The 18,456-nt window shown below is 70.2% G+C and carries 16 protein-coding genes and 1 pseudogene; 6 read left to right on the forward strand and 11 right to left on the reverse strand.

Going from position 1 to position 18,456, the window contains the following annotated elements; translation table 11 throughout:
• The first annotated feature begins 12 nt into the window (after positions 1 to 12).
• Entirely contained in the window at positions 13 to 2,742 is a 2,730-nt protein-coding gene (locus M2437_RS15690) for an ATP-binding protein (RefSeq protein WP_253387990.1), read from the forward strand.
• Positions 2,743 to 2,878: 136 nt separating this feature from the next.
• Here M2437_RS15690 and M2437_RS15695 read toward each other — a convergent pair whose 3' ends face one another.
• Both M2437_RS15695 and M2437_RS15700 read right to left on the reverse strand, forming a co-directional pair.
• Complete coding sequence (locus M2437_RS15695; protein ID WP_253387991.1) at positions 2,879 to 3,934, reverse strand: HD-GYP domain-containing protein; 1,056 nt, start codon at positions 3,932 to 3,934, stop codon at positions 2,879 to 2,881.
• Positions 3,935 to 4,151: 217 nt separating this feature from the next.
• Complete coding sequence (locus M2437_RS15700; RefSeq protein ID WP_253387992.1) at positions 4,152 to 5,012, reverse strand: universal stress protein; 861 nt, start codon at positions 5,010 to 5,012, stop codon at positions 4,152 to 4,154.
• Positions 5,013 to 5,355: 343 nt separating this feature from the next.
• On the opposite strand from M2437_RS15700, the pseudogene M2437_RS15705 reads away from it, so the two are divergent.
• From M2437_RS15705 to M2437_RS15715, 3 genes and pseudogenes are all read left to right on the forward strand, one after another.
• Positions 5,356 to 6,904: pseudogene (locus M2437_RS15705) on the forward strand (sensor histidine kinase).
• A gap of 3 nt (positions 6,905 to 6,907) precedes the next feature.
• A complete protein-coding gene (fixJ, locus tag M2437_RS15710; protein WP_012254741.1) occupies positions 6,908 to 7,516 on the forward strand; it encodes a response regulator FixJ in 609 nt (202 codons plus the stop codon).
• A 537-nt stretch (positions 7,517 to 8,053) separates the two neighbouring features.
• Positions 8,054 to 8,743, forward strand: a complete 690-nt coding sequence (locus M2437_RS15715) for a helix-turn-helix domain-containing protein (protein WP_253387994.1) — start codon at positions 8,054 to 8,056, stop codon at positions 8,741 to 8,743.
• Positions 8,744 to 8,895: 152 nt separating this feature from the next.
• Here M2437_RS15715 and M2437_RS15720 read toward each other — a convergent pair whose 3' ends face one another.
• Entirely contained in the window at positions 8,896 to 9,756 is an 861-nt protein-coding gene (locus tag M2437_RS15720) for a universal stress protein (protein ID WP_253387995.1), read from the reverse strand.
• A 264-nt stretch (positions 9,757 to 10,020) separates the two neighbouring features.
• On the opposite strand from M2437_RS15720, the gene M2437_RS15725 reads away from it, so the two are divergent.
• Positions 10,021 to 10,242, forward strand: coding sequence for a hypothetical protein (locus tag M2437_RS15725; RefSeq protein WP_056459461.1), 222 nt, complete (start codon positions 10,021 to 10,023; stop codon positions 10,240 to 10,242).
• Positions 10,243 to 10,274: 32 nt separating this feature from the next.
• Positions 10,275 to 10,601 carry a BON domain-containing protein gene (locus M2437_RS15730; RefSeq protein ID WP_253387996.1) on the forward strand — a complete coding sequence of 109 codons (327 nt, stop codon included), beginning with the start codon at positions 10,275 to 10,277 and terminating at the stop codon, positions 10,599 to 10,601.
• 44 nt (positions 10,602 to 10,645) lie between these two features.
• Here M2437_RS15730 and M2437_RS15735 read toward each other — a convergent pair whose 3' ends face one another.
• The 8 genes from M2437_RS15735 to M2437_RS15770 form a co-directional block, all read right to left on the reverse strand.
• Positions 10,646 to 11,095: a host attachment protein gene (locus M2437_RS15735; RefSeq protein WP_253387997.1), complete on the reverse strand. Its 450-nt coding sequence runs from the start codon at positions 11,093 to 11,095 to the stop codon at positions 10,646 to 10,648.
• Positions 11,096 to 11,239: 144 nt separating this feature from the next.
• Positions 11,240 to 12,052, reverse strand: a complete 813-nt coding sequence (locus M2437_RS15740) for a universal stress protein (protein WP_253387998.1) — start codon at positions 12,050 to 12,052, stop codon at positions 11,240 to 11,242.
• Between the two features lie 87 nt (positions 12,053 to 12,139).
• Positions 12,140 to 12,949 (reverse strand): Crp/Fnr family transcriptional regulator, encoded by an 810-nt coding sequence (locus M2437_RS15745; protein ID WP_253387999.1) that lies wholly within the window; start codon positions 12,947 to 12,949, stop codon positions 12,140 to 12,142.
• Between the two features lie 20 nt (positions 12,950 to 12,969).
• Positions 12,970 to 13,446 carry an Hsp20/alpha crystallin family protein gene (locus tag M2437_RS15750; protein ID WP_003600850.1) on the reverse strand — a complete coding sequence of 159 codons (477 nt, stop codon included), beginning with the start codon at positions 13,444 to 13,446 and terminating at the stop codon, positions 12,970 to 12,972.
• Between the two features lie 504 nt (positions 13,447 to 13,950).
• Positions 13,951 to 15,213, reverse strand: coding sequence for an acyl-CoA dehydrogenase family protein (locus M2437_RS15755; protein WP_253388000.1), 1,263 nt, complete (start codon positions 15,211 to 15,213; stop codon positions 13,951 to 13,953).
• Positions 15,214 to 15,244: 31 nt separating this feature from the next.
• Positions 15,245 to 16,006 (reverse strand): ABC transporter ATP-binding protein, encoded by a 762-nt coding sequence (locus tag M2437_RS15760; RefSeq protein WP_147019855.1) that lies wholly within the window; start codon positions 16,004 to 16,006, stop codon positions 15,245 to 15,247.
• Positions 16,003 to 17,376 (reverse strand): ABC transporter substrate-binding protein, encoded by a 1,374-nt coding sequence (locus M2437_RS15765; protein ID WP_015823638.1) that lies wholly within the window; start codon positions 17,374 to 17,376, stop codon positions 16,003 to 16,005. Before M2437_RS15765 ends, M2437_RS15760 begins: the two co-directional genes overlap by 4 nt.
• A gap of 34 nt (positions 17,377 to 17,410) precedes the next feature.
• Positions 17,411 to 18,454, reverse strand: coding sequence for a branched-chain amino acid ABC transporter permease (locus M2437_RS15770; protein ID WP_253388001.1), 1,044 nt, complete (start codon positions 18,452 to 18,454; stop codon positions 17,411 to 17,413).
• Positions 18,455 to 18,456: the final 2 nt, after the last annotated feature.

The raw sequence follows: 18,456 nt of genomic DNA on the forward strand, positions 1-18,456 counted from the left end.
GAGACAGAACCCGTGCGTGCGCCTCTCTCGAACCCGATCCGCTCGCTCTCCGGGCGGCTGGCCCTGGCGGTGGCCAGCGCCGTCGCCGTCGCCCTGCTCCTCCTGACCGGTCTGTCGACCTGGCGCGAGGTCGAGCGCTACGCCGCGGCCAAGCGGGATCTCCTTCGGATGACGGCGCAGATCCTGGCCGCGAGCGCCGCGCAAGCGACCGCCCAGGGCGACGAGGCGGCGGCGCAGAGCACCCTGCGGGCGATCGCCCACGGGGAAGCCCTGGTCTACGCGTCGGTCGAGCGGGCCGACGGGGACATCCTCGCCGAGCAGGGCATCGGATTGCGCCTCTCGAACGACATCGATCTCGATCAGGGCGCCGTCTCGCCGCTCGATCTCATGACGACGCGGACGCTGCGCGTCTCGGTTCCGATCCTGGAGAACGCCCGCCCCATCGGCCGCGTCGTCCTGGTCTCGGATAACCGCGATTTGGCCGAGCGGGTCGCGGAAGTCGGCCTGACGGCGGGGTTTGCCGGGCTGCTCGCCCTGGCGCTCGGGCTTGCCGTCTCGATGGGCCTGCAGCGCAGCGTCACCCGGCCCCTGGCGGCGCTCGCCCGGACCATGGATGGGGTGCGCCTCGGCCACGACTATTCCCGGCGCGCGGAGGCCGGCAGCGGCGAGGTCGGCGCGCTGGCCGAGAGCTTCAACGACCTCTTGCGGGCCGTGAACGAGCGTGACCGGGCGATCGCGCGCTACAATGCGGGCCTGGAAGAAGAGATCCGACTGCGGACTCACGACCTGATCGAGGCCAAGCAATCCGCCGACGAGGCCAACGCGGCCAAGTCCGTGTTCCTCGCCACCATGAGCCACGAGATCCGCACGCCGATGAACGGCATGCTGGTGATGGCGGAACTCCTGGCCTCGGCCGACCTGCCGCCGCGCCAGCAGCGCTACGCCAAGGTCATCGCCCGCTCTGGCCAATCCCTGCTCGCCATCATCAACGACATCCTCGATTTCGCGAAGGTGGAAGCCGGCCGCCTGGAGGTGGAGCGGATCCCGCTGAGCCCGCGCGACGTCGCCGACACCGTCGTCACCCTGTTCGCCGAACGCGCCCGGTCGGCGGGGCTCGACCTCGCGGCGCAGATCGATGGCGACGTGCCGCGCTCCCTCCTCGGTGATCCCGTGCGCCTCGGGCAGGTGCTCGGCAACTTCGTCTCGAACGCGCTCAAGTTCACCGCCACCGGCCATGTCCTGGTGCGGATGGAAATGGAGCACGAGTCGTCGGGTCGGGTCCTGCGCATCGCCGTGTCCGATACCGGCATCGGCATCCCGCAGGACCGGCTGTCGGGGATCTTCACCGCCTTCACCCAGGCCGACCAGTCGATCGCGCGCCGGTTCGGCGGCACCGGGCTCGGGCTGTCGATCGCCGAGCGCCTGATCGCCGCCATGGGCGGCCGCGTCGGCGTCGAGAGCCGTCTCGGCGAGGGCTCGATCTTCTGGGCGCGCATCCCTGTCGAGGGCGCGGAGGGCGCCGAGCCCTCGATCCGCCGCGCACCCGCTTTGCCCGCCGCTGTCCGCCTCGGTGCGCTGGGCGGTGCGACGCGCGCCGCGCTCACGGCCGATCTTCAGGCCGCGGGCTTCCATTCCGTCGAATCCGGGGAGGGTCACTGGATCGTCGAGGCGGCGGAGCTTCTGGCGAGCGGTCGTCGCCCGGAGGGTGCGGGCCGGGTCATCGCCCTGGTGCCGATCGGCGACACCTCCGGGCCCGAACTCCTGCGAGCGGGCTTCGCCGACGCCGTGCTGCGCCGTCCCCTCGCCCAGGCCGAGTGGCGCCCGCTGCTGGCCGCCCTCGCCGACGGCACCGCCCTCGCCGTCGAGGCCCCGGCAGCCGACGAGAGCGCCGCGGCCGCCCTGCCCTCCTTTGCCGGCGCGCGGGTGCTGCTCGCCGACGACAGCGCCGTCAACCGCGAGGTTGCGGCCGAAGCGCTCGGCCGCTTCGGCGTCCACGACATCGTCTGCGTCGAGGATGGTGCGGCCGCGGTGGAGGCGGCCGCCGCGCACCAGTTCGATCTCGTTCTGATGGATGGCAGCATGCCGGTGCTGGACGGGTTCAGCGCGGCCATCGCCATCCGCGCCCGGGAGGCGCGGGACGGGGTGGTCCGCGTGCCGATCGTGGCCCTGACCGCGCATGTCGTCGGCGACGGCGCCGAATCCTGGCAGGCGGCGGGGATGGACGGCATGCTCGCCAAGCCGTTCACGCTGGCGCAGCTCGGCAGCCTGCTGGCGCAGCATCTGCGGGCCGCGCCGCTGCGCGATCCGGCTGACATCGTGACGTCGGAGGCGCCGCGGATTTCTGACGATGTGCTGCTCGACGAACCGACGATCGCCAATCTGGAAGAGCTCGGCGACCGCGACTTCCTCGCGCGCATCCTCCGGCTCTACATCGCCCAGGCGCCTCAGGCGCTGCTGGAGCTCGAAGCCGCCCTCGCCCGCGGCGACGCCCCGGCCGTGTCCCGCGCCGCCCACGGCCTCAAGTCGATGAGCGCCAATATCGGTGCGGCGCAGGTGAAGGATCGCGCGGGCGCCATCGAGCGCACGGCGCGCGACGGCGACCTGTCCCGCCTCGCCGACGCGGCGTCCGGCCTGGACGGCCTGCTCACCCGCACCGTCAGCGCGCTCTACCTCCGTCTCGACGTGCCCACCGGGAGCGCCGAGGGCGAACAGAGCGAGATGGCTCACGCGATCGGCGGGTAGCGCAAAGCTGGCTGAGGGGTGGATGAGCCTGTGACGGACGATGCTTGAGGCGACACGCCGATGCCGTGTCCGGTCCCTGCCGGGCCGGGCTGGCGCGCCGCGACGCTCTGAAGCTTCGAGCGCGCGAAAAACCGGATCAGGCAGCCGCGAAGGCGGGGTCGCGGCCGAGATCGAGGAAGGCCTGGACGTCGGCCCAGCGGCTCAGGAACGCCGCGACGATGGCCGGGTCGAAGTGGGAGCCGGCGTTCTCCTGCAGAAAGACCCGCGCATGCTCCGGTGACCAAGCCGGCTTGTAGGGACGCTGCGTCGTCAGCGCATCGAAGACGTCGGCCACCGCGACGATGCGGCCGGACAGGGGGATGGCCTCGCCCCTCAGGCGATACGGGTAACCGGTCCCGTCCCAGCGCTCGTGATGGCTTCCCGCGATCTCGGCGGCGAGCCGCATGACGGGCGAGTCGCTGCCGCCCAGGATGCGCCGTCCCCGGTCGGCGTGCTGCTCCATCTCCCGGCGCTCCTCGGGGGTGAGAGCGCCCGGCTTGAGCAGGATCGCGTCCGGTACGGCGATCTTGCCGACGTCGTGCATGGTCGCGGCCAGACAGAGCTGCCGGGCGTCGGATGCGGGCATCCGCATCGCCTCGGCGATCAGCCCGACATAAGCGGAGACGCGTGCGATGTGATCGCCGGTGTCGGAATCGCGGTGCTCGGCGGCGCGCATGAGGGTCGAGACGATCTCGCGCTCGCGCTCCTCGACCAGGGCCACCGCCGCCGCGACCTCGCGGGCGAGTTGCGCGGCGTGGTCGCGCTGCGCCCGGTGGGCCGCGGAGAGGGCGAGCAGGTTCGTGACGCGGGCACGGATCTCGACCGCGTCGGCGGGCTTGGTGAGGAAGTCGGTCGCTCCCGCCTCCAGCGCCTCGCGGCGCAGGCTCCGCTGGTCGTGGCTCGTCACCATGACCGTGGGAACGTTGGTAAGGCCGGGAATGCGCCGCACCGCCCGGATGAACGCGACGCCGTTCATGTCCGGCATCTCGTAATCGGTGATGACGACCCCGATCTCGGACGCCCGCGCCTCCGCGAAGGCGAGCGCCTCGGCCGGCACGGTGAAGGCCTGCGGCGTGCAGCCGGCGAGCGGCCGCAACGAGGCGACCATCACCAGGTTGTTCATCTCGGCATCGTCGAGGACGAGAGCGAGCATCGAGTTTTGTCCCAGGCCTGACGGCACCCCTCGCCCAGCTGGCTGCTCGACGGCAACCTTATGGTGGACGGGCCCACTAACACCCCCGTCCATTGCTGAAAGGTGAAACCGGCTCCGGTTCTCCGCCGATGCGGTCGCCGCCGCGTGCGTGAGCGTTAGCGAAAGCTTGGTCGAATGCTCGAAACCGGCGCCGGGTGGGGCACGCGCGAAGGGCCCTTCAGCGGGACAGGAACAGCGGAACGGGGCAGCTTCGCAGCAGCGAGCGCGTCACGCCGCCGAAGAAGAACTGGCGCGCGCGGGAATGGCGATAGGCGCCCATCACGATCAGGTCGGCCCGGAACAGGCCGGCTTGGCTCCGCAGGGTTTCGCCGATGGAGCCGGAGACGGGCAGGTTGTTGACGGTGACGTTCACTCCGTGCCGCGCGAGGTGGGGCGCGAACTCGGCTCCCGGCACCGAATCGCGGATCTCCGCCGCGTCGCCGATCGAGACGATCTCGACCGCCTCGGCCGCACGCAGGAACGGCATCGCGTCGTTGGCGGCCCGTGCCGCCTGGGCGCTTCCGTCCCAAGAGACGATGATCCGGCTGCCGGCAAAGCCCGTGTGCCCCGGCGGCACCGCGATGACCGGGCGACCGCTCTTGAACAGGGTCGTCTCGATCGCCTCGCGGTCGAGGTCGCAGGTCCAGACCAATGCATCCAGAATCGCCAGATCGTGCAGCCGCGCCTGTTCCGCCAGCCGGTGGATGATGGCCGGATAGTGCAGGCTCGGCGTCTCGGTCGTGCACACGACGCCCGCCTGCGCCGCATCGCCCGCGGTGCGCTCCGCGATGGCACGAGCCAGCCGATCGAGGCGCCGGTCGATGTCCGCGACGGTCCCGTCGTCGAAACCGCTGATCCAGCGATTGTCGCCGTAGAGCCGCCAGGACGCCGACTGAAGCGTCAGGTGGGCGCCTGCGGCCCGGGCCAGCGACAGGCCGTACCCGACGGCCGGCGAATCCCTGTCGCTCTCGTTCTCGACGGCGATCCCGACGAGGACGTCGCGGATGCCAGTGAGCGCGGATGAGACGGGTTGGGACATGGCAGGACTCCGGTCTGAACCGCTCCATCGTTGGAGCGGCGGGCGCCCGCCAGCCTTGATCCAGCGCAAAGGATTTTTCCGCGCCGGATCAAACGGGGGAGACCACCGGCGGTAGCGCCATTTCAAAGGCGAGAGGTTGTGTCAGGCCGTCTCGGCGTTGAGGAACCAGCGAATTCATTTCTCGTTGTGCCTATTAATGCAGGCACAAATTGCGGTACGCATGAGAAATAGATCGAGATCTTCCGTTACGAGTTGAGTGATTGGCTTTTTATTTATCAAATGACATAATTTATGTAGAATTTATTCAAAAATTATCACCTCATCCTACGCAGAGACTTCCGGGATGGAATCGATGACGCTTTCCATGGCCGCGGCTGAGGCGATTCAGGGGGGCGGCGAAGCGCTGACGGCCGAGGACTTCCGGCAGACCCTCCACGAGGTCGGTGTCTGCATCTGGTCGCTGGACATTTCCACCGGCCGTGTCAGCGCTTCGCAGACCTGCGGCTGCCTCTTCGGTATTCCAACCGAACGTCTGACGAGCTTTGCCGCGACCCAGGATCTGGTCCACCCGGACGACCGCCAAGCCCGCGCTCACGCCATCGAGAGCGTGCTGCGGGACGGCGGCAGTTACGAGATCGAATACCGTGTCGTGCTGCCGAATGGGCGGGGTGGCTGGCTGCGCTCGCGGGGGCAGGTGCAGCTCGACGCCGAAGGCCGACCCCACCGGCACCGCGGGGTCGTCTTCAGCATCGAAGAGCAGAAGCAGGTGGAGGCGGAGCTGCGCGCCCGCGAGGCCCATCTCCGCTCGATCCTCGACACGATGCCGGAGGCGATGGTGGTCATCGACGAGGCGGGGCTGATCCACTCGTTCAACCCGGCGGCCGAACGCCTCTTCGGCTACGCGGCCGGCGAGGCGATCGGGCAGGACGTCCGCATCCTGATGCCGGAGGCGATGCAGGATGGACATGCTGCCGACCTCGAGCGCTATCGGCAGACGCGCCAGCGCCACATCATCGGCACCACGCGGTGCGTGACGGGCCGACGGCATGACGGCTCGACCTTTCCGATGGAACTGGCCATCGGCGAGATGCATTCGGGCGAGCGGACCTTCTTCACCGGCTTCATCAACGACCTCACCGCGCAGCGGCGGACCGAGGCGCGGCTTCAGGAACTCCAGTCCGAGCTGGGCCATGTCTCCCGCTTGAGCGCCATGGGCGAGATGGCGACGACGCTCGCCCAGCGAGCTGAATCAGCCGCTCGGCGCCATCACCAACTACACCAACGGCTGCCGCCGCCTCCTCGCCCATCCCGATCCCGAGACCATCGCGAGGGCACAGGAGGTTCTCGACAAGGCGGCCGAGCAGGCGCTGCGGGCCCGGCAGATCATCGCCCGTCTGCGGGAGTTCGTCGCCCGTGGCGAGACGGAGAAACGGGTCGAGCCGGTTGCGACGATGATCGAGGAGGCCGGCGCCCTGACCCTGGCGGCGGCCGGTGAGCAGGGCATCACGGCCCATGTCGTGCCGGATCCGCGGGTCGGATCGGTGCTGGTCGACCGGGTTCAGGTGCAGCAGGTTCTGGTCAACCTCATGCGCAACGCCTGCGAGGCGATGCAGCGCAGCAGCCGGCGCGAGCTGACCGTCGCGACACGGCGGGTTTCGCCGGATCTGGCCGAGGTCGCGGTGTCGGATACCGGCCCCGGTATCGCCGAGGAGGTGGCCGACCGGCTGTTCCAGCCCTTCGTCACCACCAAGGAGGCCGGGATGGGCGTCGGCCTCTCGATCAGCCGCACCATCATCGAGGCGCATGGCGGCCGCCTCTGGGTCGAGCCCAACGCCGCGGGCGGGGCGACCTTCCGGCTGACCCTGCCGACTGCACCCGAGAGAGGTCGGTAACCCATGGCCCCTGCCCTCGTGCATGTCATCGACGACGACCCCGCCATGCGCGACTCGGTCGCCTTCCTTCTCGATACGGCCGGCTTCGACGTGCGGCTCTACGAGGCGGGAACGGCCCTGCTGGCGCGGCTCACGCGGCCGCTCCGGGGGTGCATCCTGACCGATATCCGCATGCCCGACCTCGACGGGTTGGCCCTGTTCCGCTCCCTCCGCTCGGCCGGTCACACGCTTCCCATCGTGATGATGACGGGGCATGGCGACGTGCCGCTCGCGGTGGAGGCGATGAAGCTCGGGGCCTGCGACTTCATCGAGAAGCCGTTCGATGGCGAGGCGCTCCTCCGGGCGCTGCAGGCCGCCCTGGAGCAGGGTGGGCCTAACGGTTCGGTCGACCCGATCCTGCAGGATTTCATGCGGCGGTTGGCGACCCTGAGCGAGCGCGAGCGCCAGGTTCTCGATCATCTGGTGACCGGGGGCACCAGCAAGGAGATCGGGCGAAGGCTCCGGATCAGCCCGCGGACCGTCGAGATCTACCGGGCCAAGGTCATGGCCAAGACGCGGGCGGGAAGCCTGCAGGAACTGGTGCGCTGGGCCGTGCTCGCCGGCTTCGTGTGAGGCCGGCTCGCGGCCGACAACAGAATGGCCGCGTTCCTGCCCTCGTAACCACCCCGAGCCGGCCATCCGAATGCGAGGCTCCGTCGCCGGGATGACGGGAGCGGCCCGCCGTCCTGCATCCAGGGGCGAGAGGGACAGCCCGCCGCGGGATTTTGCGGGCGCGGCGGCTTGCGCGGATCGGCCCAGGGCGCAACGTGAGGGGACACGGCGTGCGCCTTCCCTGCTCCGGCTGATTGCAGAGGCTACAGCCCAAGCGCGTTAGGGCGTTGATCTTGCGCAATCGATCTTCGATGATACATGCAATCACCGTCCGTCCCTGATTCAGGGGACTTCATGGGACGTTCCCCGCGGGCGGACGGGATCGCGCGCTTCAGGCCCGACCCGTGCCCATGCGCGCAACCGCTGGCGAAGCGGCGAGACAGGCCGCACCCATACGTAGTTTTCCTTAAGCAGGACTACTTAAGAGAGTATCCGGAATTTCGTCGGTGCCGTGGCGCGACCACTCTCGTCTCATCGAGACGGATGAGGAGCGAACCGATGGGCACGAAGCCGACGCCGAGATCCATTCCGGTCGCTCCGGGCTCGCGCACGCCGCGCCGGAGCATCCACGAATGCGGCCTCTTCGCCGATTGCCCCGATCTCGTCGGAACACCGTTCTCCTACGCCCGCGAGGAGGAGGTCTACGGCGAGGGCGAGGACGCCGAGTTCGTCTACCGGGTCGTCGAGGGGGCGGTGCGCTCCCACAAGATTCTGAGCGACGGCCGGCGCCAGATCACCGGCTTCCACTTGGCGGGCAACCTGTTCGGGTTCGAGCAGGGCGACACCCACTGGCACACGGCGGAGGCGCTCTCGGACACCCGGGTGCTGATCTTCCAGCGGCGGCAGATCGAGCGGGCCGCCACCCGCAGCGCCGAGGTCGCCTGCCAGCTCTGGGGCATGGCGACGACCAGCCTGCGCGACGCCCAGGATCTCATGCTCCTGCTCGGCCGCCGTTCCGCCCAGGAGCGCGTCGCCGCCTTTCTCTTCGAGGTCGATGGCCGCTTCGGCGGCACCGGGGCGTTCGCCCTGCCGATGACTCGGCGCGATATCGCCGACTATCTCGGCCTCACCATCGAGACCGTCTCACGCACCTTCTCGCAGCTTGAGGAGAACGGGGCGCTGCGGCGCTCCGGAAGCCGACAGATCACGCTTCACCGCGGCCGCCTCCGCCACGTGGTCGAGAACTGAGACGGCCTCACGCCCGCTTTCGTGTCCGGCCGCCGCGTACAGGGATGCGCCGTCCGCCACCGCCGCGATGACGCGCTCGCGCATCGTCGTTCACGGCCGCATCGCCGAGGGCGCGAGCGATCCGCTCACGGCCTCGAACACCGGTCCGGCGATCAATGTGCGAGGAACAGCGGCACCGGAGAGCGTGTCAGGAGCGCGTGCGTGACACCGCCGAGGAACCATTCCTTCAGGCGTGAATGCCGGTAGGCGCCGATCACCAACATCTCCGCCCCGAGAAGGCCGGCCTGCCGTCTCAGCGTCTCGGCGGCGTCGCCATCGACCGGGACGTTCGTCACCGAGACGTTCACACCGTGGCGCGCGAGGTGCGGGGCAAATTCGGCGCCCGCGACCGAGGTCGAGAGATCCTTCTCGCCGACCACCGAGACGATCTCGACCGCCTCGGCCGCGCGCAGGAACGGCAGCGCGTCGTTGGCGGCCCGCGCCGCTTGGGCGCTGCCGTCCCAGGCGATGACGATCCGCCGTGCCGAGAACGTGTCGCCGCCCGGCGGCACCACGAGGAGCGGCCGCCCGCTGCCGAACAGGACCCCGTCGATCACGTCGCGATCGAGATCGACCTCCCGCGCTTCGGCGTCCAGGATGGTGAGATCCGCGAGCCGGGCGCGGGCGGTCAGGCGGCCGACGAGTTCGGGATAGGCGAGCGCGGAGGCTTCGATCGAGCAGCTCACACCCTCCAGCGTGGCATCCGTCGCGGCGCGCTCGGCGATGGCGCGTGCGCGGGCGCTCAAACGCCGGTTCTCCTGCGCGACGAGATCGTTGACGAACCCCCAGCCCGATCCGCCGACCGTGGTCAGGCGGCGGGCCGCCGATTGGACGGTGAGATGGGCGCCGGCCATCCCCGCGAGCGACAGGCCGATGCCGAGTGCGCTCGCGGTCTCGTCCCCGCGGCCCTCCTCGGTCAGGCCGACGAGGATGTCACGGATGCCCGTGAGGGCGACGGGCGGCGGTTTCGGCATGGTCTGCTCCGGTGGCGAACACCGCCCGGAGAGTGACGGACCGACCCGCATCCGCTTTGATCCAGCGCAAGAACCCCGGTTTGATCCCGTCGGGGCGGATCCGATTCCGGCGCTCCGGGTGACGAGCACGCCTTGCCGGCGCCCGCCCAGCTCTCCCGCGAGGCGATGATGACGGGGCCGGCCGCGATCGCCTTGAGGTGAATCAAGGCGTGGTGCCGCAGGCGCGGCAGGATGGCAACCGTCGGACGAAGACGGGAGCAAGCGATGAGTGTGGTGCTTCGATCCATCGAAATCGATACGGTGCGCTACGTGCGGGCGCCGGCCGGGCCGGTGTCGCGCGCCGAAGCGGCCGGAGCCGGCCTGCCGGCGAGCGCGGGCGTCGTCACGGACATCGCCCGCTACCGGACGATCGGCAGCCTGCAGGCGCTGGGCTTGGCCGCCACCGCCTCGGTGGTGACGATCGCGCTGCTCTGGCTGGCCGTCTGAACGCCTGAAACCTTGAAGCGAGGAGGCGGGAGATGGACGACATCACCGTGCGCCGACACGTGCTTGCGGCGCTGGGACTCGCACCCATGATCGATGCGGCGCAGATCGGCGTCACCGTCGAGAGCGGTGTCGTGACGCTCCGCGGGCATGTGCGGAACTGCGCCGAGAAGGGGATCGCCGAGCGGGTCGCGCTGCGGGTTCGCGGCGTCCGCGCCGTGGTCGAGCAGATCGAGGTCCGCTACCCGGACAGGTCCCGCAATGGCGACGCGACGCCGCCCGATCACCGCAGCTGGTGCGAGCGGGCGGCGTGGTCGGCTCCCGGCCTGTCCGCCGTCGAGGATCGGCTGACATTCGCCTGATCGGACCCTGCCGCCGATCCCCTGCGATCGAAGGGCCGGCCGCGTCACCCATCGGTGAGACGGCGCCCGATCTCCTCGATCGAAAGCTTGGTCAGATCCTTGTCGATCTCGGCGATGACGACGCGCTTGAGACGCTCGGACAGCGCCTGCCGCAACGATGCGAGCGTGCGCGGCGGGGCGACGACGATCAAGGCGGGGATCGCGTCGGCGATGCGGTCCAGCGCAGCCGCGACCTCGTCCGCGAAGCGATCCTCGGCGATCGCGTGCCAATCCGTCTGTTCGATGGCGCTGCGGTGCTCCCCCTGCCGGACGCGGGGCGGCCGGTCCGTGCCCTGCTCGCGCGTCGGCGGGTTGTGGGGCGCCTCGAAGACGTGCTGCACGCGAAGGGCGAGGTGCAGCGCGTGGCCCTCGTTGCGCAGCACCAGGGCCCGGCGGCCGTCGCCGACGACGACGTATCCCCCGTGGGGAATCTTGAGGTTGGGTGTCTCGGTCATCGGGCGGCTCCGGCCTAGAGCCGTATCCGACCTGATGGTATCGGGCCGGCGTCTCTAGGCTGTTGTTTCAACACGCTTTCTTTCGCCGAGCCGGTGTCCGCTTCGTCGGAAAGCGCTCCGGCGATTCCGGGCCGGATGCGGCGTTCAGTGGCTCATCAGGCAGCAGACGGGTGCGCCGGCCAGGAGGTCGCGGGTGACGCCGCCGAAGACCCATTCGCGCAGGCGGCCATGGCCGTAGGCGCCCGTGACGATCAGGTCCGCGGCCTGCTCGGCTGCCGCATCCACCAGGGCCAGAGAGGTCGCGCTGCCGCCGGTCTCCTTGCGGATCGCGGTGGCCTCGATGTCATGGGCCTGCAGGAACCCGACGACGTCGGCCGTGTCGTCCGCGCTCTCTCCGTCGTCGATCGAGACCACGACGACGCGAGAGGCCCGCGTCAGGAACGGCAGCGCGTCCCTGACCGCGCGGCGGGCTTCGCGGGTGTTCTTCCACCCGACCGCAACCCGCCGGATGTCGAGGTGGTCGAGGCCGGGCGGCACCACCAGGACCGGGCGGCCGAGATGCATCACGAGATCGCCCGGATCGACCGAGCACAGAAGCGGGCCGGATGCCGGCTTGCGGCCGACCACGACGAGATCGGCGGCCGCGGCCTGCCCGATCAGGAACGGCAGCGGGAATTCGAGATTCGAGCGCCACTCGACGCGGCTGCGGGTGCCCGCCGCCTCTTCGAAGACGGCATGGGCCCGTTTGAGATCGTTCAGGATGAGTTCGCTGTTGGCGGCCAGCGCGTAGGCGCTCGCCGGCACCGGGCCAATGGGCGGGACGGCATAGGAGGCCTCTTCCGCCGCCACGCCGATCAGCCGGGCGCGGAAGTCGTCGGCGAGATGGCCGGCGAGGCGCACGCGGTCGCGCGCCTCCGCCCCGAGATCGACGGCCACCATGATGCTGGCATAGGTCATGAGAGAGTTCCTGCCGGACGAGGGTGACGGGCGGGAGCGCGGCGTCGTGCCGAGAGTGAATCCCGAGCGGATTCGGAGCAAGTGGGGTCAGGTTCGCGACGCGTATCCGAGATCCCTGTTCGATCCGGCCCAGGGAACCGGGTCGCGTCGTATCCCCGCGCTGGGCTCCGGCTTGGCCCGCGCGGCGTGATCGGGGAGGTGCAGGTAGCCGGGGTCGAAGCCTGCGAAGGCGATGAGGGGGGCGGGCTGGGGAACGGCCGCCGCGCCTCGGTTCAGGGTGATCAGCCGCGCGGCCTGGAGGGCATGCAGCACCCGGCTGACATGCACGGTGGAGAGCGCCGCGATGTCGGCGATCACCACCTGCCGGACGCCGCTCGCGAAGCACTCCTCCATATCCCTGCCGGAGGCCTGCGACCGTGCCCGCACCTCGCAGATGAGGTGGGCGATCCGCCGCTCCGCCTCCCAGCCGGCATTGATCAGCCATTGCTGCCCGATGCCGAGTTCGACGAGCGTCAGCCACCACAGCGCCCGCTCGATGCCGGGATGGCTCCGGATCAGGCTGTCGATCGTGCCGGAAGGGATGTCGGCGACGGTGCAGGGGGACAGCGCTTCGATGGTGCCCGGCAACGGGTCCGCCGCGCCGCGGCCCGTGCCGCAGAGGTCGCCGGGAAAGTACAGGGCGAGGATCCGGCGCGTGCCGTCGGGCAGCATCGCGGCGCGGCAGGCGACGCCGTCCACGATCAGGTGCGCGCTCCCCGCCTTCTGCCCGTCGCGGATGTCGGTTCGGGCCGGCACCAGCCGTTCCTGCGGCGCGAGGGCGAGGAGAGCCCGACGCTCCGCCACGCCGAGCAGGGCGGCTTCGTCCAGCCGCCGGACGAGCCATGCCAATGGGGTCATCGACTGCATCCGAGCCGTCCTCAAGGCGACTTGATGTCGATGCGCTTGGCTTCCGGCGGCGTCACGGCCGCCTTGGGCAGCGTCACCGTCAGGATCCCCTTGTCCATGCTCGCCTGGATGTCCTCGGCCTTGATGCCGGCGGGCAGTTCCAGGGCACGCACGAAGGCGCCGTAGGCGCGCTCCGTGACCTTGCGGGCGCCTTCGGTCTCCTCCCGCTCCTGCCGCTTCTCGCCGCTGATGACGAGGGTGTCGTCGGCCAGTTCGATCCGGACGTCGTCCCGCGCGAGGCCGGGCAATTCTGCTGTGATTTCGACCCGCCCGTCCTTCTCGACGACATCCATGCGCGGCGCCGCGCCGCCTTGGAAGAACGGAAGGCCGAAGCGCAGATCGCCGAACATCTGCTCCGCCACACGCTGCAGGGGCGGCGCCGCGGCGCTCGCGTCGGTCGAGGGCGCGTGGGTGTGGCGGCCGAGGGTGAGGAGGGATTTGAGATTCATGGATCATCTCCCGTCATGCGGCTGGTCGGCCGTTCGGGAGAGACTGCCGTCCGGGCGCAGGCTCGGCGTTGAGATGGATCAAGCGGGCGGCGGCCATGTTGGTGGCCGGCTCGTCCCTGTCATCGAAAGCATCGCTCCGAGCGCCGGCCCGTGTCGGAAGCAGGCGATGACGCCGAACACCTCGATCGACACTCGGCGCCGGGCCAGATGGAAAGCCGGGTCGGGCGCCACGGCGAGACCGTATCCGGGGTCCGGATAGAGATCCTGCAACACGTCGTAATAGGACGACAGCACCGCCCGGCCCCAGGCCAGGAGTCGATCCGTCGGGCGCAGCAGCCGCAGCCTTCCGTCGGCGGCGGAGCGAGCGACGAGATCGTCGATCTTCGCAACGGGTTAGTGGGAGCGTGCCGGCTTTTGCAGCCTCCTGGTGATGGCGCCGTGCACTCTCGCGGGGGACGAGGCCGGCGGTCGAGCGCCACCCTCGGCCAGGGCCTCCTCACGCACTCAGCCGCGGGCCGCCTGCACCTGTCCGATCTTCCACTGGAAGGGCGGCTCGGTGCCGTTGACCGCGTAATCGCCGACGACGCGGTCCTTGAAGATGCGCGGATTGTGCGAGGCGATCGTGCGGGCGTTGCGCCAGTGCCGATCCAGGGCGTGGCGGCGGCTGGTCGCCGAGGCGCCGAGCGCGTCGAACAGGATCGTGCCGGCATCCAGCACGAGGCCGGTCAGCACGCTCTGCGCCTGGGCCAGCTCGATCTCCGCCGCCACGTTGATTGCGTGGCTTTCCGCTTCGGACAGGCCGCCGACCCGCGCCTCGTAGGCCCGCTGCACGGCCTGCGCCGCTTGAAGGGTGATCGCACCCGCCGCGTAGGCGAGGCTGTGAACCCGGCCCACGACCTGGAGCACCTGCGGGTCGGCGCTGGGACGCGCCCCGGCGGCGTGGGAATAGGTGCGGTTGCGTTCGCGCACCGCCTGGGCGACCTCGCCCGCCGCCGCCCGGGCGATGCCGGTCAGCGTCGCTAGATGCACCGCCTGGAAGAAGGCAGGGCCGTAGGGGAAGCGCTCCGCGGTCGGCAGCGGCTCGCCGATGGCGGGGGCGTCCTCGAACAGGGCGGTGCCGCTGGCGGTGAGCCGCTGGCCGAACCCGTCCCAATCGTCGATGATCTCGACGCCCGCGGCTTTGGCCGGCACCACCACCGAGGTTTCCTCCCCCGCCTCGCCGGTGCCGACGACGTCGATCCAGTCGGCGAAGAGCGAGCCCGTGGTGTAGTACTTCTTGCCCGTCAGCCCCCAGCGCGTGCCACTGCGGTGGATGCGGGTCTCGAAGGTGCCGACGGCGGCGGCCCCGGTCTCGGACCACGCGCCACCGAACAGGTCGCCGGCCGCGAGGCGTTCGATCCACTGCGTCCGCCGCTCCCCCGCCGGACTGCCGACGGTGTCCTCGGCAAAGCCGAAATGGTTGCGCAGGGCCTGCGGCAGGTTGGAATCGGCTTGCCCCAGTTCGGCCAGCAACGCGAACAGGTCGGGCAGGCTCGCGCCGAAGCCGCCCTCGTCCTCCGGCACCCGCAGGGCGCCCAAGCGGGCTTCCTTCAGCCATCCGATCGCCGCGTGGGGTAGATCGCGGTCCCGCTCGCGCGCGACCGCCCCCTCGCGGATGCGGGCGAAGACGGGCCGGAAGCGCGCGGCGAGGGCCTCGTAGCGCGGGCTCGGGGGCGTGCCCCAAGCGGTCCAAGGGGCGGTCGACCGGGCGGCGTCGGGTTCACTCATCGACTGTCTCGTTCGGTGAAGGACAAAGGTTTCAGTGTCGGGTCCCGGCCTCGGCGCCGCCGAGGTAGAGCGCGCCGAGCCGTCCGCTCGCGGCGAGGTCCGCGCTGGAGCCGGAGGCCACCACGCGCCCGCTCTCGAGCACGACGGCGCGGTGGGCGACCTCGAGCACGAGGTTGGCGTTCTGCTCGGCGACGAGGACGCTCATCCCCTCCTCGCGGTTGAGCCGGGCGACGATCGCGAAGATCTCGGCGACGATGATCGGCGCGAGCCCCATGGAGGGCTCGTCGAGCAGCAGCAGCGTCGGGCGGGTCATCAGGGCGCGCCCGATCGCCACCATCTGCTGCTCGCCGCCGGAGGTGAGCCCGGCTTTGGCCCCGCGCCGCTGCTTCAGGCGGGGAAACCACGCGTAGATCCGCTCCAGATCATCCGCGAGCTGGCGCCGGCTCGGGCGGCGGAGATAGCCGCCCGTCAGCAAATTCTCCTCCACCGTGAGCTGGCCGAAGACGTGGCGGCCTTCCAGCACCTGCACGATGCCGCGGGCGACGAGGTCGGCCGGGTCGAGGCGCCCGGTCGCCTCACCCTGCCAGCGGATGGCGCCGCGCCGCAGGCTGCCGCGCTGGGCGCCGAGCAGGTTCGAGATCGCCCGCAGGGTCGTGGTCTTGCCCGCGCCGTTGGGACCGATCAGGGCGACGATCTCGCCCTTGGCCACGCTGAGCGAGACGTCGCGCAGGCCCAGGATCGAGGCGCCGTAGACCGCCTCGATGGATTCGACGTCGAGGAAGGGAGCGCTCATTTCGCGCCCGCCTCCGCCGTGTCCTCGGAGCGGGGCGTGATGCCCTTCTCGCGGGCATAGGCCGCCGCGCGCTCGTAGATCACCGGCAGGAGCAGCTCACGGTCGGACTTGACCCAGCCGTTGCTGACGATGTTCCACTTCGCGCCGTCCCATTGCAGCACCTTGCCGGCGCCGCCGCCCTCGTGGTCCTTGATCGAGAGGCGCAGCGGCTGGACGAGGCCGTCCGCGCCGAGTTCCTTCAGGCGGGCTTCGTCGAGCACGAGATGTTCGAGGCCCCACTGCGTCTCCTCGCCGTTGAGGGGGCGCTTGCCGAAGCGGGCTTGCGCCGTGCGGATCGCCTCGACGGCGATGATCGTCTCGATCACACCGGAATTGTAGTAGACCGAACCGAAGCTCTTGAGATCCTTCAGGTCGCTCTTGCCCTGATCGATGATCGCCGCCTTGATCTTCTTGAGGATGCCGAACTCGGCCCCGGCCGGGAACGGAGTGATGGCGAGATAGCCCTTGCCGACGCTGCCAGCCGGCCGCACATCTTCTTCGGAGCCTGACCAGATGCCGCCGATGATGTGATCGACGGGAAAGCCCGTCTTGGCCGCGGTCTTGATCGCCACCGGGGTCATCACGCCCCAGCCGCGCAGGAAGACCCAGTCCGGCTTGATCTGGCGGATGCGCGCCCATTGCGCCGACTGGTCGTTGCCGGGATGCGGCACCGCGATCTGGATGTTCTCAAAGCCGTAGGTCTTGGCCAGCAGGTCGAGCGGGACTTGTGTCTCCTTGCCGTAAGGCGAGTCGTGGTAGACGGTCGCGATCTTGAGGCCCTTGAGCTTGTCCTTCCCGCCGACCTGCTCGGCGATGTAGTTCACCGCCGAGGACGCCTCGCTCCAGAAGCTGAACAGCGCGGTGAAGCTGTAGGGGAAGACGCGTCCGTCGATCGCCTCGGTGCGGCCGTAGCCGGTGGTGAGCAGGGGGATCTTGTCGGCGGCGGATTTCTCGGTGAGCGCCTTCGTGATCGGATCGCCATGCGGCAGGAACAGCGGCACCGGCGAGCCGTCACGGCCGCCCTTCAGCCGCTCGTAGCACTCGACGCCCTTCTCGACCGCCCACTCGGTCTCGCACTCCTCCCAGGTCAGCTTGACGCCGTTGATGCCGCCCTCGACCTCGTTGAGGTAGCGGAGATAATCGATGGTCCCGCCCCAGACCGGCGTGCCGGACGAGGCGTAGGCGCCGACCCGGTAGGTCGCGAGGGGAATGTATTGCTTGGCCGCTTGAGCACCGGCTTCTTGCGCGAAGGCGGTGGGCGCGAGGCCTGGAGCGGCGGTCAGGCTTGCGGCGAGGGCGACGGCGCGCAGGGCGCGGGACAGGCGTGGCATCGTTCGGTTCTCCGGGACGGTTTTGGGAAAAAGGTCAGCGGGCGGGGCGGCGCCGGCGGCCGAGCAGCGCGGCCAGCCCGTTCGGCTCCTTGATCAGGAAGCCGATGATGAGCGCGCCGAAGAGGATGCGCTGGAGGTTCGAGAGCTGGCCGCCGTCGAGGCTGCCGCCAAGGAACGCGTTCGACAGGTGGGTGAGCAGGATCGGCGTCAGCACGATGAAGGCGGCGCCGATGAAGCTGCCGGACAGGCTGCTCAAGCCGCCGATGATGATGATGAACATCGCTTGGAACGAGCGGTCGAGATCGAAGCTGCGGGCATCGACCGTGCCGAGATAGGCAAACGCCCACAATGCGCCGGCCACACCGCTCACCGCGGCCCCGACGAAGAAGGCCGAGAGCTTGGCCCGCGCTACCGGCACGCCGATGACGGCGGCGGCGGTCTCGCCGTCGCGCACCGCCCGCCAGTTGCGGCCGGTCTGGCTTCCGACGAGGCGCCACGCCAGGACCGTGACGACGGCGACGCTGGTCAGCGTCAGGGCGTAGCGTCCGGCCGGGCTCGATAGGTCGTAGCCGAGGAACACGAGCCGCGGGGCCGAGATCGCGCTGGACGAGGCGTAGTTCGAGAACCAGCCGACCTGATTGAAGACCCACTCGATCAGGAACTGCGCCGCCAGCGTCGGCGCGATCAGGTAGAAGCCCTTGATGCGAAGGCTCGGCAGGCCGACGACGAGGCCGACCGCCCCGGCGATGAGGCCCCCGCCCGCGAGGCTGACCGGCAGCGGCAGTTCGGGCAGGCGCAGCAGCAGGTTGTAGGTGGCGTAGGCCCCCACCGCCATGAAGGCGCCGGTGCCGAGCGAGGCTTGGCCCGCATAGCCCATGGTCAGGTTCAGGCCGAGTCCGGCCAGAGCCATGATCAGGAACGGGATCAGGATCGCGTTGTACCAGTAATCGGTGGCGGTGAGCGGGATCGCCACGAAGGCGACCGCGAGCAGGAGGGCGAGGCCGGCGGCGCGCACGGGAAGAGCGGGCAGCGCGGGGCGCCGGACGGGCGCGAGGGCGGCAGCGAGGGCAGGAGGCATCG

Source organism: Methylorubrum pseudosasae (assembly GCF_029504475.1).
In the GTDB taxonomy this organism is placed as follows: domain Bacteria; phylum Pseudomonadota; class Alphaproteobacteria; order Rhizobiales; family Beijerinckiaceae; genus Methylobacterium; species Methylobacterium extorquens.